The organism is Streptomyces sp. NPDC004435 (genome assembly GCF_042873895.1).
Lineage (GTDB): Bacteria > Actinomycetota > Actinomycetes > Streptomycetales > Streptomycetaceae > Streptomyces.
The window spans coordinates 393,230-407,050 of record NZ_JBIAMB010000006.1; the positions used below are offsets into that span (position 1 = coordinate 393,230).

The window sequence follows — 13,821 nt, forward strand, 5'->3', positions numbered from 1 at the left end:
GTTAGAAGTACCCTTCGCGCTTGCGGTCTTCCATCGCGGCCTCGGACAGCTTGTCGTCGGCCCGGGTGGCACCGCGCTCGGTGAGCCGGGAGGCGGCGATCTCGGCGATGACGGCGTCGAGCGTGGTGGCGTCGGAGTCGACGGCACCGGTGCAGGACATGTCGCCGACCGTGCGGTAGCGGATCAGCCGCGTCTCGACCTGCTCGGTCTCCTTCGGGCCGCCCCACTCGCCGGCCGTCAGCCACATGCCGTTGCGGGCGAACACCTCGCGCTCGTGGGCGAAGTAGATCTGCGGGAGCTCGATCTTCTCGCGCTGGATGTACTGCCAGACGTCCAGCTCGGTCCAGTTGGAGAGCGGGAAGACCCGGACGTGCTCGCCGGGGGCGTGCCGGCCGTTGTAGAGCTGCCACAGCTCGGGGCGCTGGCGGCGCGGGTCCCACTGGGAGAACTCGTCGCGCAGGGAGAACACCCGCTCCTTGGCGCGGGCCTTCTCCTCGTCGCGCCGGCCGCCGCCGAAGACCGCGTCGAAGCGGTGCTGCTGGATCGCCTCGGTGAGCGGCACCGTCTGGAGCGGGTTGCGGGTGCCGTCCGGGCGCTCCTTGAGGGCGCCGCGGTCGATGTACTCCTGCACAGAGGCGACGTGCAGCCGCAGTCCGTGCTCGGCGACCACGCGGTCGCGGTACTCGATGACCTCGGGGAAGTTGTGGCCCGTGTCGACGTGCAGCAGCGTGAAGGGGACCGGCGCCGGGGCGAAGGCCTTCAGCGCCAGGTGCAGCATGACGATGGAGTCCTTGCCGCCGGAGAAGAGGATCACCGGCCGCTCGAACTCACCCGCCACCTCACGGAAGATGTGGACGGCCTCGGACTCCAGGGAGTCGAGGTGCGACAGCGCGAACGGGCTGTCGGTGGTGTCGTGGGTGTGCGCGACGGTCGTCATGCGAGACCCCTCTCGGTGAGCAGCGCGTGGAGCTGCGCCGCGGACTCCTGCACGGTCTGGTTCTGGGACTCGATCCGGAGATCGGGCGTCTCGGGGGCCTCGTACGGGTCGTCGACGCCGGTCAGGCCGGAGAGCTCGCCCGCGGCCTGCTTGGCGTAGAGCCCCTTGACGTCACGGACCGAGCAGACCTCGACCGGGGTGGCCACGTGGACCTCGACGAAGGCGGTGCCCTCGGCCCGGTGCCGCGTGCGGACCGCCTCGCGGCTGTCGGCGTACGGGGCGATGACCGGGACCAGCGCGGTCACGCCCTGCGAGGCGAGCAGCTCGGCGACGAAGCCGATCCGCTGCACGTTGGTGAACCGGTCCTCGCGGGAGAAGCCGAGGCCCGCGGAGAGGAACTCGCGGATCTCGTCGCCGTCGAGGATCTCGACGCGGCGGCCCTCCTCGCGCAGCCGGCCGGCCAGCTCGTAGGCGATCGTGGTCTTGCCGGCGCTCGGCAGGCCGGTGAGCCAGACGGTGGCACCGGTCACGTGGGTCTCCAGGGGGGTGTCGGGGGTGGTCATCAGCCGTGCAGTCCGCATTCGGTCTTGGCGCGGCCGGCCCAGCGGCCGGCCCGGGCGTCCTCGCCGGCCTCGACCCGGCGGGTGCAGGGGGCGCAGCCGACGGAGGCGTACCCGTCCATGAGGAGCGGATTGGTCAGGACGCCGTGCTCGGTGACGTAGGCGTCGACGTCGTCCTGGGTCCAGCGGGCGATGGGGGAGATCTTCACCTTGCGCCGCTTCTCGTCCCAGCCGACGACCGGGGTGTTGGCCCGGGTCGGGGACTCGTCGCGGCGCAGTCCGGTCGCCCACGCGGTGTACGCGGTCAGACCGTCCTGGAGCGGCTTGATCTTGCGCAGCGCGCAGCACAGGTCGGGGTCGCGGTCGTGCAGCTTCGGCCCGTGCTCGGCGTCCTGCTCGGCCACGGTCTGCCGCGGGGTCAGGGTGATGACCTTGACGTCCATGACGGCCTCGACGGCGTCACGGGTGCCGATGGTCTCCTCGAAGTGGTAGCCGGTGTCGAGGAAGACCACGTCCACGCCGGGCATGGCGCGGGAGGCGAGGTGGGCGACGACCGCGTCCTCCATGGAGGAGGTGACGCAGAAGCGGGGGCCGAAGACGGCGGCGGCCCACTGGAGGATCTCCAGCGCGGAGGCGTCCTCCAGGTCCCGGCCGGCCCGCTCGGCGAGCGCCTTCAGCTCGGCGTCGGTGGTCGCGTCGGTGACCCGGGTGACATCGGTGGCGCCGGTGACCTGAGTGTCCGTCATATCGAATCCCCTCCAGTGGTGTTGCCGGAAGTCCCGGGGGCGAGGAGCCCCAGGAACTTCAGCTGGAAGGCTCGACTGCACGCTGCGCATTCCCAGGCGCCGTGGCCCTGCTCGCTGGGACGCAGGTCCTCGTCCCCGCAGTAGGGGCAGAAGAACGGTGCGGCGCGCTCGCTCATGAGAGGGCCTCCTCGGAGGCGCGGGCCGCCCAGGTGGCGAAGCGCTCGCCGTCCTCGCGCTCCGCCTGGTAGCGGGTGAGGACGCGCTCGACGTAGTCGGGCAGCTCGGCGGAGGTGACCTTGAGGCCGCGGACCTTGCGGCCGAAGCCGGCCTCCAGGCCGAGGGCGCCGCCCAGGTGGACCTGGTAGCCCTCGACGCGGTTGCCCTCGTCGTCCAGGACCAGCTGGCCCTTGAGGCCGATGTCCGCGACCTGGATGCGGGCGCAGGCGTTCGGGCAGCCGTTGATGTTGATGGTCAGCGGCTCGTCGAACTCCGGCAGGCGGCGCTCCAGTTCGTCGATGAGCGAGGAACCGCGGCCCTTCGTCTCGACGATCGCGAGCTTGCAGAACTCGATGCCGGTGCAGGCCATCGTGCCGCGCCGGAAGGGGGACGGGGTGACCCGCAGGTCCAGCGCCTCCAGGGCGGAGACCAGCGACTCGACCTGGGACTCCACGACGTCGAGGACGAGCATCTTCTGCTCGGCCGTGGTGCGGACCCGGCCGGAGCCGTGCGCCTCGGCGATCTCCGCGATCTTGGTGAGGGTGGGGCCGTCCACGCGGCCGACGCGCGGGGCGAAGCCGACGTAGAAGTTTCCGTCCTTCTGCCGGTGCACGCCGACGTGGTCGCGCCAGCGGCCGGCCGGCTGCTCGGGGGCCGGGCCGTCGGCGAGCTTGCGCTTCAGGTACTCGTCCTCCAGGACCTGGCGGAACTTCTCCGGGCCCCAGTCGGCGACGAGGAACTTCAGGCGGGCGCGGTTGCGCAGCCGGCGGTAGCCGTAGTCGCGGAAGATCGAGATGACGCCCTCGTAGACGTCGGGGACCTCGTCCAGGGAGACCCAGGTGCCCAGGCGGACGCCGAGCTTGGGGTTGGTGGAGAGACCGCCGCCGACCCAGACGTCGAAGCCCGGGCCGTGCTCGGGGTGGACGACGCCGACGAAGGAGATGTCGTTGATCTCGTGCGCCACGTCGAGCAGGGGCGAGCCGGAGACGGCGGACTTGAACTTGCGGGGCAGGTTGGAGAAGTCCTTGTTGCCGACGATCCGGCGGTAGATCTCGTCGATGGCGGGGGTGCCGTCGATGATCTCCTCGGCGGCGATGCCGGCCACCGGCGAGCCGAGGACGACGCGCGGGGTGTCGCCGCACGCCTCGGTGGTGGACAGGCCGACCGCCTCCAGGCGGTTCCAGATCTCCGGGACGTCCTCGATGCGGATCCAGTGGTACTGGACGTTCTGCCGGTCCGTGATGTCGGCGGTGCCGCGGGCGAACTCCTCGGAGATCTCGCCGATCACCCGGAGCTGCTGGGTGGTCAGCCGGCCGCCGTCGATGCGGACGCGGAGCATGAAGTACTCGTCGTCCAGCTCCTCCGGCTCCAGGACGCCGGTCTTGGTGCCGTCCAGGCCCTGCTTGCGCTGGGTGTACAGACCCCACCAGCGCATGCGGCCGCGCAGGTCGTTGGGGTCGATCGAGTCGAAACCGCGCTTCGAGTAGACCGTCTCAATACGTGTCCGCACATTGAGACCGTCGTCGTCCTTCTTGAACTGCTCATTGCCGTTCAGCGGGGTGAAGTGCCCCACGGCCCACTGACCCTCGCCACGGTGGCGCCCGGTCTTGCGGCGGGCGGTGGCGGGAGTGGGGTTTTCCGGGGTGGCGGCCATGGCGTCTTGTCCTTCGGGACTGCGGGAGGGCGGCTCTGACCTGCACACTCGCGCGCAGAACAGAGAGTGGCGCGGCGGTGCGCAGCAGGGTCGGGCAGAGAGGAGGGTGCGGCGGTGCTGGCTTGCTCAGCGCGCCGGACAGATGGCGCTGGACATGCGGCCGAGGTCGACGTGCCGCCGACTCACCAAGGCAGTTCCAGTTCCAGGCATGGCGGAAGCGTGTCACGGGACTTTGGACCCAGTCCAGCATCGTCCGTTATGTGGACTTGAACGTCTCACTTCGCGAGACTGTGTGGCCTGGGTCACGTGAAAGGGGCCCTGAGCAGGGCCCCTTTCACGGCGAACTGGCGGAGGCTCAGGCCTGCGCACCGGGCCACGGGCCGGGCGTCACGGCCTCCTCGGCCTCCTCGGTCCTGGTGTCGAAGAGCCGGAAGCCGCGGCGCTCGTAGTTGGCCATGGCGTGCGGGCCGTCCAGCGAGCAGGTGTGCAGCCACACCCGCTTGGTCGGCTCCCGGTCGGGCCAGCGCTGGGCCAGGTCCCAGGCGCGGCGGATCCCCTCGGTGAGCAGGTGGCCGCCGATGCGGCGGCCCCGGAAGGCCGGGATCAGGCCGAAGTAGACGATCTCGACGACCCCGTCGTCCTGCGGGTCGAACTCCACGTACCCGGCCGGCGTCCCCCGGTCGTACGCCACCCAGATCTCGGCGCCCGGCTTCTCCGCGATCTCCTTCCACTGCGCGTACGTCAGCGGGAGGCGGTCGGCCCAGTGGATGTCGCCGCCGACCGCGGTGTAGAGGTAGCGGCTGAACTCGGGGGACGGGACCTCGGCCCGGCGGACGGTGATGCCGTCCCCCTCCGGGACCCGCGCCGGACGCAGGTCGTCGGGCGAGGTCTGTTCCAGGGACCAGGTGGTGAGAGTGATGCTCATGTTCTTATCGCATCATGCGGAGCCCCGGATTCCCAGGCCGGAGGGGGGTGGGCCCCGTCTCCCCGGCTCCGCCGGACGCGCTGTCCGGCATGTGGACGGATCCGGGTTCCCGTGGTGGCTTTCCGGCCATGGAAGAGGACGGCGGTACGGCCCCGGGCCGGGCGCGGGGCCGGGAGTGCCCGGTTCAGACGTGGGTGGCCGCGCGGATCGCCGGGGACGTCGAGTGGGGCAGCAGGTCCGCCGGGTGCCCGGGGCGCCGCACCTCCACCGCGATCTCCTCGCGGAAGCGGTACGGGCGGTGCGCGAGGACGCCGGCCAGGGTGCGGCGTACCCGGGACATCTCGGCCCGGACCGTCACCGTCCTCGTCCGGTCGCCGAACACGTCCTGAGCCAGATCGGCCGCCGTCCGCCCGTCCGGATGCAGCGCCAGGAGGTAGAGGAGCTCAGCGTGGCGCGGGCTCAGCTCCTGCTGCCAGCTCCCCGCCGCCCCGGAGACCGCCACCGTCCAGCGGCGCGGCCGGCTCAGGTCGAGCACCACCCGGCTCGCCGCGCCCGACTCCGTACCGGCCGGAACGGTGTCCTCCTCGACCCGCAGCAGCCAGCCGCCGGGCAGCGGCTCCACCGTGCACCGGCCCAGCGACGGCAGCCAGACCCGCCCGGCGCCGAAGGACTTCGGCAGCGTGATCCGGTCCACCGGGGCGAGCCCGGTCACCGCGGCCGTCCAGCCGTGCGGATCGACCGCGACGGCCCGGCCGCCCACCCGGCACAGGATCGGCGCGGCCACCGCCCGCAGCCGCTCGACCGTGGACCGGTGCCGCTCGCGCATCTCCGCCTCCGCGAGCCGGGCGACCGACCCCACCAGGGCCAGCATCGAGGGGTGGAAGGTGGAGGCCGGACCACTCACGTCCACGACGCCGAGCAGCCGCTGGTCGCGCGGGTCGTGCACGGGCGCGGCCGCGCAGGTCCAGTTGTGCAGCGCCTGCACGTAGTGCTCGGCGGAGTGGACCTGCACCGCCCGGTCGGTGGCGAGCGCGGTGCCGACCGCGTTGGTGCCGGTGGTGTGCTCCGTCCAGGCCGCCCCTTCCTCCAGACAGATCCCGTTCGCCTGCCGCATCACCGAGGGGTGGCCCTCCCGCCACAGCACCCGGCCGTGCTCGTCGGTGACCACCATGATCTGGAGCGAGGCGTCGGCGATCCCGGCCAGGCCGGAGCTGAGCGTCTGCATCACCTCGGCGAGGAGGGTGCTCCGCCGCCGCTGCTCCAGCTCGTCGCGGCGCAGCAGCACACTGGCGGTGCCATGGTCGGGGTCGAGGCCGAGCCGGGCCATCCGCTGCCAGGAGGCGTCGATCTCCGGCCGGGGGGCGATCGGCGGCGTGCGCCCGGCCAGGGTCTCCTCGCGGACGCGGTGGAGCAGCCGGGCCGCCCGGGCGGCGTCCATGGCGGCCAGCCGCTTCATGTCGAGCCGCGTGTTGTTCATCGGTCCCTCCCCGCCACCCGGTGTGCTGTATCGGTTCTGCAGTGTCCGGGCGGATGACCGGAGTGTCGTGAGCGCTCTGGGGCCCGACCGCGGGGTCGACCCGGGCCGGGCTCGCAGTGTCGCGGTCCATCGTGCCGTCCGGAAGCCCTCCGTGGAGCCCGGTTCGGGTAATCCTGCAACCCTTTGCAACTCTGGCCCCGCCCCGCCCCCCTGCGTGAGGGTGGTGGACGGCGGGCGGTGGTGCCGTGTCGGCGCAGCACCACCCCCGCCTTCCGCGCGTGCCGACCCCGCGCCCCGCCCGACAGGGCCGCGCCGGGTCCACCCCTGGTACGCGCGGCAGACTCCCCCGAGGCACGGCCGGCCCGTGCCGAGGTCCACGGAGCGGCTCCCGGGGTACGCCCGGTGCCTGCCGTCCCTCACCCGGCCGGCCGGGCCCGCTCCACCACCGCGCGCAGGTCCAGGGTGTGCGGCAGGGTGCCGAAGCCCGCGCCCCCGTCGCCGCCGAGGCGCCCCGCGCAGAACGCGTCCGCCACCTCCGGCGGGGCCCAGCGGACGAGGAGCGCACCCTGGAGGACCAGCGCCATCCGCTCCGCCAGCCGGCGGGCCCGCGCCTCGGCGCCCTCCAGATCGGCCAGCTCCGTGAGCAGCCCGCGGATCGCCCGGTCGAGCCGGGGGTCCGCGCCCCGCGCCTCCCCGACCTCCCGCAGATACGCGTCCAGCGCACCCGGCTCCGTCCGCAGCGCCCGCAGCACGTCCAGCGCCTGGATGTTCCCCGCGCCCTCCCACACCGAGTTCAGCGGGGACTCGCGCAGCAGCCGCGGCAGCCCGGACTCCTCCACGTACCCGTTCCCGCCCAGGCACTCCAGCGCCTCGGCCACCACCGGCACGCACCGCTTCGTCACCCAGTACTTGGCCGCCGGCACCGCGATCCGCAGCAGCGCCAGATCCCGCTCCGTACCGGAGTCGTACGCCGCCGCGAGCCGCATCCCGAGGACGGTCGCCGCCTCCGACTCCACGGCCAGGTCCGCCAGCACGTTCCGCATCAGCGGCTTGTCGACGAGAAGGCCGCCGAAGGCCGAGCGGTACGAGGCGTGGTGCACGGCCTGCGCCACCGCCTGCCGCATCAGCGCCGCCGACCCCAGCACGCAGTCCAGCCGGGTCGCCGCCACCATCCCCATCACGGTCCGGAGCCCGCGCCCCTCCTCGCCGACCCGGCGCGCCCACGTCGTCCCGTCGAACTCCACCTCCGCCGAGGCGTTCGAGCGGTTCCCGAGCTTGTCCTTGAGCCGCTGGAGCGCGAACGCGTTCCGCGAGCCGTCGTCGAGGACCCGCGGCACCAGGAAGCAGGTCAGCCCCCCGGGCGCCCGCGCGAGCACCAGGAACGCGTCCGACATCGGTGCCGAACAGAACCACTTGTGCCCGCTCAGGACGTACTCGCCGGACGCCGCCAGCGGCCGCGCGGACGTCGTGTTCGCCCGTACGTCGCTGCCGCCCTGCTTCTCCGTCAGCCCCATCCCCAGCAGCACCCCGGCCTTCGACGCGACCGGTGCGAGCTCCCGCTCGTACACCCGCGAGGCGGCCAGGGGCTCCCACACCGCCGCCAGCTCCGGCTCGGCCCGCAGCGCGGGCACCGCCGCGTGCGTCATCGACAGCGGACAGCCGTGCCCGGCCTCCGCCTGCGTGGCCACCAGGAACGCGGCCGCCCGCCGCACGTGCCCGCCCGGCCGCCCCCACGCGTCCGTCAGCCCCGCCGCCACCCCCTTGCCGAGCAGCCGGTGCCAGGCCGGATGGAACTCCACCTCGTCGATCCGGCGCCCGTACCTGTCGTGCGTCCGCAGCCTCGGCGGGAAGGCGTTCGCCAGCTCCCCCCACTCCCTGACCTGCTCCGAACCGGAAGCCCGGCCGAGCGCGCGCAGCTCCTCCCGGGCCCCGTCCACGAGCTCCGCGGGCAGGTGCCGGTCGACCGCCTCCGCGAGGGCCCGGTCGCACGTGTAGACGTCGTACCCCACCAGGGGCGGAGCCTGGTTGGTCACTGTGTGGGAGGCCGCTTCCATGCCGATACGGTAAGCAGGTGCAGGCAGCAAGCGAAACACCCGAACGGCCGGAGCGGCGCCCCTGGAGCAGGATCCACCGGGCCCGTGTCCTCTACCGCAACGTCTCGAAGCGGAAGATGGTCTGGCTGCTCCTCAAGGACACCGTCAACTCGTGCATCGAGTACCGGATCCTCGGCCTCGCCGCCGAGGCCGCCTTCTTCACCCTGCTGTCCCTGCCACCCCTGCTGCTCGGACTGATCGCCCTCCTCGGCTACGCCGACGACTGGACCAACACCGACACCGTCGCCAGCATCCAGGAGAACATCCTCCGGGCGGCCGGCACGGTCCTCTCCGACCGGGGCGTCGAGGAGATCGCGCAGCCCGTCCTCGACGACATCACCCGGGCCAAACGCCCCGAACTCATCTCCCTGGGCTTCGCCATCGCCCTCTGGTCGGGCTCCCGCGCGGTGAACGTCTTCATCGACACCATCACCGTCATGTACGGCCTGGACGGGCACCGGGGCATCGTGAAGACCCGGCTGCTCGCCTTCCTCCTCTACATCGTGGCGCTGCTCATCGGGGCGGTGGTGCTGCCCCTCGCGGTCGTCGGCCCCGACCGGGTCGTCGAACTCGTCGCCTGGGGCACCAACGTCGTCGCCGTCCTCTACTGGCCGGCCGTCATCCTGCTCTCCATCGCCTTCCTGACCACGCTCTACCACGTCTCCGTCCCCGTCCGCTCGCCGTGGATCGAGGACATCCCGGGCGCGCTCGTCGCCCTCGCGATGTGGGCACTGGGCAGCTTCCTGCTGCGGATCTACCTGACGAGCCAGGTCGAGGGCCCCACCATCTACGGTTCCCTCGCCGCGCCCATCGCCATCCTGCTCTGGATCGGCGTCTCCGCCTTCGCCGTGCTGGTCGGCGCGGCCGTGAACGCGGCCATCGACCGCGTCTGGCCGTCCGTCGCCACCGCCGCCGCCCGCGAGGCCAACGAGCGCGCCCGCGCCGTCCAGGCCGCCGAGCTCGTCGCCCGGATCCGCGCGGAGGCCGACGAGGTCGACGAGGACGACCCGGACATGCCGTCCGAGTTCCCCGAGCGCTGGTCCAAGTTCCTCCCGCCCGACGACGTGAAGTCCCGACTCCACACGGGCTGGGAGAAGGAATGAAGCATGTCCAGGCCCTGCCGCCGGACTCCCGTCGTCGCCCGGCCGGGCGGACGGAGGCCTGACGACAGGGCCTAGCCTGGAAGGGTGTACGAGGAGCGCCCCGCCCGGCTCGACGGCGCCGTCCTGTGGACCCGGACGGCGTCCGGCCCCGTCGGCTCCGGCGCCGCCGTCGTCCCCGACGGGTGCATGGACCTGATCTGGGCCGACGGACGGCTCCTCGTCGCGGGCCCCGACACGCGCGCGTACCGCTCCACCGAGGCGGTCGACCTGTACGCCGGGCTCCGTTTCGCCCCCGGTGACGCCCCGCGCGTCCTCGGCGTCCCGGCCCGCGAGCTCCGCGACCGCCGGGTGGACCTCGCCGACCTGTGGGGCGGCACGGAGCCCCGCCGCCTCGCCGACCTGATCGGCCGGGCGCCCGACCGGGCCGCCGCCCTGGAGGCGTACGCGCTCCGCCGCGCCGCCGGCACCGGGCCGCCGGATCCGCTGCTCCGGGCGATCACCGCCCGGCTCGGCGCGGGCCGCCCGGTCGGCGAGACGGCCGACGCGCTCGGCCTCGGAGCCCGCCGGCTCCACCGGCTCTCCCTGGACGCCTTCGGCTACGGCCCCCAGACCCTGGCCCGCGTCCTCCGCCTCCAGCGCGCCCTCGCCCTCCTCCGGGCCGGCCTCCCGCCCGCGGAGGCGGCCGCGCGCGCGGGGTTCACGGACCAGGCCCATCTGACCCGCGACACCCGCGCCCTGGCGGACACGACACCGGGGGTCTACGCGCGCGTGGCCGCCGATCAGGCGTCGCCCGGGGCCCGGGAGTCGATCGAGGTGTCGGCGAAGAGCGAGATCCCGTAGCCGTCCGGGTCGAGCACGACGGCGTACCGCTGCCCCCAGACCGCGTCCCAGGGCTTCATGTGCCCCGCGTACCCGGCCTCCGTGAGCTCCGCGTACGCCGCGTCCACCTCCTCCGCGGAGTCGCAGCGGAACGCCAGCTCCCCACGGCTCCCCTCGGTCCGCCGGTACGACGGATCGAAGGAGCGGACGGACTCCTCCGTGTCCCACGCGAGCCGCAGCCCCCCGGGCAGCACCGCCTCCACGTGCGGCGCCCCCTCCGAACCCTCCGGGAAGCCGAAGCCCAGCCGGCGGTAGAAGGCGAGCGAGGCGGCCATGTCGGCGACCACCAGTCCGATGAGGTCGAGTCGAGGTGTCTTCATGCCCCCGACGCTAGGCGCTCAGGAGAACCGGGTCTTGTACGGATCGGACACCGGCGGCACCGGGGGAGCGCCGGAGAGGGACGTGCGGGCCGGACGCTGTATCGGGAGGGACTGGAGGTGGAGCAGGAGCAGGGGATGGAAGCGGAACGAGGAGACGGGCGGAGCGGGGTGCGCCTCCAGGAGACAGGAGTCGGCCAGCCGTTCGACCAGGTCCTCGGCCCGGTCGACGGACAGGCCGAGCGCGGCCGCGGCGGAGTCCGGGGTGAAGGGGCGCGGGCCGAGAGCCGTGAGGCGGGTCAGCACCTCACGGCTCTCGGTGTCGGTGCGCCGCAACAGCCGCGTCAGGGTTCCGGCCACGTCCAGGCGGCCGAAGGAGAGTTCGGCGAGCCGGGTCGGCTCGGCCGCGAGCCGCTGCGCGAGGCGCCCCACCGACCAGTGCGGGCGCGCGACGAGCCGGGCCCCGGCGATCCGCAGCGCCAGCGGCAGCCCGGCGCAGCACTCCACGATCCGCTCCGCGGCGGCCGGCTCGGCGGCGGTGCGGGCCCTGCCCGCCGTCGCGGTGAGCAGCGCGAGCGACTCGGCGCGGTTCATGGGGGAGAGGGCCAGGACCGTCGGGCCCGTCTCGGCGGCGACGTGGACGTGGCCGGTGACCAGCACCGCGCAGTGCGGCCCGGCCGGCAGGAGCGGGGCGAGGGCGGCACGCTCGGAGGCGTTGTCCAGCAGGACCAGGAGCCGGCGCTCCGCCGTCCGGGTGCGGTAGATCCGCACCAGCTCGTCCAGATCGCCGGCGACGGAGCGGGGCGGCTCGGCGCCGAGGGCGCGCAGGAACCGTACGAGCACCTCGCGCGGATCCTCGGGGATGCCGTACGGACCGGTCAGGTCGGCGTACAACTGCCCGTCGGGGAAGGCATCCCTGGCCGCGTGCACGGCGTGCACGGCGAGGGCCGTCTTGCCGACGCCCGCCATGCCGGTGATCAGACAGCGGCGCGGTCCTGCGGCCACGCCCGGGCGGGCGGCGAGCAGACGCCCCAGCACGGCGCGCTCGCGAGCGCGCCCGGTGAAGCACGGGGTGTCGGGCGGCGGCATGAACGGCGCGGCGGTCGCCGGCCCCGGAACGGCTGAGGGAGAGGGCGAGGGCGAGGCGGGGCGCGGCCGCGGCGCCCGGGCGGCAGCGCCGCCCGGAGGCGCGGTGGACGGGGACGGGCTCACCGGGGCGCCTTCCGCGGACGGCGGGGCGAGGTCGAGGGTGGCGCACAGCAGGGCCTGGTGCGCGGCCCTCAGCCCGTGGCCGGGGTCGACCCCCAGCTCGTCGGCGAGCACCGCCCGGCCCTCGTCGAAGACCTGGAGCGCCTCGGCCTGCCGCCCGCACCGGTACAGCGCGGTCATCAACTGGGCCCGCATCCGCTCGCGCAGCGGGAAGTCGGCCACCAGCCGGGTCAGTTCGGCGACGATCCGCTGGTGCCGGCCCAGGGCGAGGTCCGCCTCCATCCGGTTCTCCAGGGTCGCGGCGCGCTCCTCCTCCCAGTGCGGGACCTCCTCCTCGGCCAGGAACTCGGTGACGTTCACCAGCACGGGGCCCCGCCACAGGTCCAGCGCTTCACGCAGGAGAGTGGCGGCCTCCGCGTGCCGGTGCTCCTGGAGCGCCTGCCGGCCCAGCCGGTCGAGGCGCTCGTACTCCAGGACGTCGACCCGGCTCTCCCCGGTCCTGATGGCGTAACCCGGCGCCCGGCGCTCCAGGGTGACCTCGGGGTCCAGCAGCTTGCGCAGCCGGGAGACGTACGTGTAGATCTGCGCGCTCATCGTGGCCGGCGGGTCCGCCCCCCAGAGCAGCCGGCTCAGCCGGGCGTCCGGGACGACCTGCCCGCGGGCCAGCAGGAGGGCGGCGAGGAGGGTGTGCGTCTTCGTCCCCGACAGGGCCACGCGCCGGCCGTCCCGGGTGGCCTCGACCGGGCCGAGCAGCTGGAAGTCCATGGTGTCTGCGGGTCCTCTCGACGACCGACGCGCGGGCTGCGCAACCACCTTGGCCGAACACCCGCCGCCGCGCCGCCGATCCGATCGGCATCCTCCCGGCAACCGGACCCCCGACCGGAACGGCACCGGCAACGGGGACCGGCACCGGGCACCCGTACCGGCACCGGCGGCGAGCGGCCCCGCGCCGAGTGGAGATTCCGTACAGCTGCGTCAGGGATCCGCTATATCCCGGCCCTCCACGCTCGGGGCAACGGCGCCGGGAGATCCCCGGTCCGCTCCCCGGGGAGGACCCCTGATGCGCAGTCGACTCGCCGCAGTGACGGCCACCGCAGTAGCCGGAATCATCGCCCTCGCCACCCCCGCCTCGGCGGCGCCCGCCGACAAGCCGCAGGTGCTGAGCGGCTGGACCCAGACGAGCGCCGCCAGCTACAACTCCTGGGTGGCCGCCCGCGCCAACCAGGGCAACTGGTCCGCCTACGGGTTCGACTGGTCGACCGACTACTGCTCGTCCTCCCCGGACAACCCCTTCGGATTCCCCTTCCAGACGTCCTGCGCCCGCCACGACTTCGGCTACCGCAACTACAAGAAGGCCGGCACCTTCAGCGCCAACAAGGCCCGCCTCGACGACGCCTTCTACGCCGACCTCAAGCGCGTCTGCACCCGCTACTCCGGCGCGACCCGCACCGCGTGCGACTCCACCGCCTGGACCTACTACCAGGCCGTGAAGGCCTTCGGCAGCAGCCCGGCCGTCCGTTAATCCGGTGGTGCGCTGACGCAGGACGGGGCTAGAGTGCCGTTCATCCGCTCCCGAGGGGCGGATGTCGGCACGTCGAGAAGAGAAGCAGGAGGTGAGGACAGTGATGACTGTCACGGTGACGGGCTCTGCCCGCATTCAGGAGTTCATCGTTCCCACCCCCGTGGTCTCCGGCTGACACCTTCC

Annotated in this window: 14 protein-coding genes; 3 read left to right on the forward strand and 11 right to left on the reverse strand. The window is 73.4% G+C overall.

Features of this window, described 5'->3' with window-relative positions; translation table 11 throughout:
* Position 1: 1 nt before the first annotated feature.
* The 9 genes from cysD to ACFYT9_RS13830 form a co-directional block, all read right to left on the reverse strand.
* On the reverse strand, positions 2 to 937 hold the full coding sequence (cysD, locus tag ACFYT9_RS13790) for a sulfate adenylyltransferase subunit CysD (RefSeq protein WP_376596136.1): 936 nt from the start codon (positions 935 to 937) through the stop codon (positions 2 to 4).
* Positions 934 to 1,500: an adenylyl-sulfate kinase gene (gene cysC / locus ACFYT9_RS13795; protein WP_376596135.1), complete on the reverse strand. Its 567-nt coding sequence runs from the start codon at positions 1,498 to 1,500 to the stop codon at positions 934 to 936. Before cysC ends, cysD begins: the two co-directional genes overlap by 4 nt.
* Positions 1,500 to 2,243, reverse strand: a complete 744-nt coding sequence (locus tag ACFYT9_RS13800) for a phosphoadenylyl-sulfate reductase (protein ID WP_389163276.1) — start codon at positions 2,241 to 2,243, stop codon at positions 1,500 to 1,502. The genes cysC and ACFYT9_RS13800 overlap by 1 nt, the downstream gene beginning before the upstream one ends.
* The gene (locus ACFYT9_RS13805; protein WP_389163278.1) at positions 2,240 to 2,419 is read right to left on the reverse strand and encodes a hypothetical protein; all 180 of its coding nucleotides are present in this window, start codon (positions 2,417 to 2,419) and stop codon (positions 2,240 to 2,242) included. The genes ACFYT9_RS13800 and ACFYT9_RS13805 overlap by 4 nt, the downstream gene beginning before the upstream one ends.
* Positions 2,416 to 4,113, reverse strand: coding sequence for a nitrite/sulfite reductase (locus ACFYT9_RS13810; RefSeq protein ID WP_376596130.1), 1,698 nt, complete (start codon positions 4,111 to 4,113; stop codon positions 2,416 to 2,418). Before ACFYT9_RS13810 ends, ACFYT9_RS13805 begins: the two co-directional genes overlap by 4 nt.
* Before the next feature lie 126 nt (positions 4,114 to 4,239).
* Complete coding sequence (locus ACFYT9_RS13815) at positions 4,240 to 4,323, reverse strand: putative leader peptide (protein WP_311136957.1); 84 nt, start codon at positions 4,321 to 4,323, stop codon at positions 4,240 to 4,242.
* 145 nt (positions 4,324 to 4,468) lie between these two features.
* Positions 4,469 to 5,038, reverse strand: a complete 570-nt coding sequence (locus ACFYT9_RS13820) for a GNAT family N-acetyltransferase (protein WP_389163281.1) — start codon at positions 5,036 to 5,038, stop codon at positions 4,469 to 4,471.
* A gap of 184 nt (positions 5,039 to 5,222) precedes the next feature.
* Complete coding sequence (locus ACFYT9_RS13825; RefSeq protein WP_387277067.1) at positions 5,223 to 6,515, reverse strand: GAF domain-containing protein; 1,293 nt, start codon at positions 6,513 to 6,515, stop codon at positions 5,223 to 5,225.
* Between the two features lie 416 nt (positions 6,516 to 6,931).
* Positions 6,932 to 8,569 (reverse strand): acyl-CoA dehydrogenase family protein, encoded by a 1,638-nt coding sequence (locus ACFYT9_RS13830; protein ID WP_389163284.1) that lies wholly within the window; start codon positions 8,567 to 8,569, stop codon positions 6,932 to 6,934.
* 17 nt (positions 8,570 to 8,586) lie between these two features.
* Here ACFYT9_RS13830 and ACFYT9_RS13835 point away from each other — a divergent pair, with 17 nt between their 5' ends.
* Positions 8,587 to 9,711, forward strand: a complete 1,125-nt coding sequence (locus ACFYT9_RS13835) for a YihY/virulence factor BrkB family protein (RefSeq protein WP_376596124.1) — start codon at positions 8,587 to 8,589, stop codon at positions 9,709 to 9,711.
* A gap of 84 nt (positions 9,712 to 9,795) precedes the next feature.
* A complete protein-coding gene (locus ACFYT9_RS13840; protein ID WP_389163287.1) occupies positions 9,796 to 10,551 on the forward strand; it encodes a helix-turn-helix domain-containing protein in 756 nt (251 codons plus the stop codon).
* Here ACFYT9_RS13840 and ACFYT9_RS13845 read toward each other — a convergent pair.
* Both ACFYT9_RS13845 and ACFYT9_RS13850 read right to left on the reverse strand, forming a co-directional pair.
* On the reverse strand, positions 10,491 to 10,910 hold the full coding sequence (locus tag ACFYT9_RS13845; RefSeq protein ID WP_387277072.1) for a VOC family protein: 420 nt from the start codon (positions 10,908 to 10,910) through the stop codon (positions 10,491 to 10,493). The genes ACFYT9_RS13840 and ACFYT9_RS13845 overlap by 61 nt on opposite strands.
* 18 nt (positions 10,911 to 10,928) lie before the next feature.
* The gene (locus ACFYT9_RS13850) at positions 10,929 to 12,881 is read right to left on the reverse strand and encodes a BTAD domain-containing putative transcriptional regulator (protein WP_389163290.1); all 1,953 of its coding nucleotides are present in this window, start codon (positions 12,879 to 12,881) and stop codon (positions 10,929 to 10,931) included.
* A 295-nt stretch (positions 12,882 to 13,176) separates the two neighbouring features.
* Between ACFYT9_RS13850 and ACFYT9_RS13855 the strand changes: the two genes are divergently transcribed.
* The gene (locus tag ACFYT9_RS13855) at positions 13,177 to 13,638 is read left to right on the forward strand and encodes a phospholipase (protein WP_376596117.1); all 462 of its coding nucleotides are present in this window, start codon (positions 13,177 to 13,179) and stop codon (positions 13,636 to 13,638) included.
* The last annotated feature ends 183 nt before the right edge of the window (positions 13,639 to 13,821 follow it).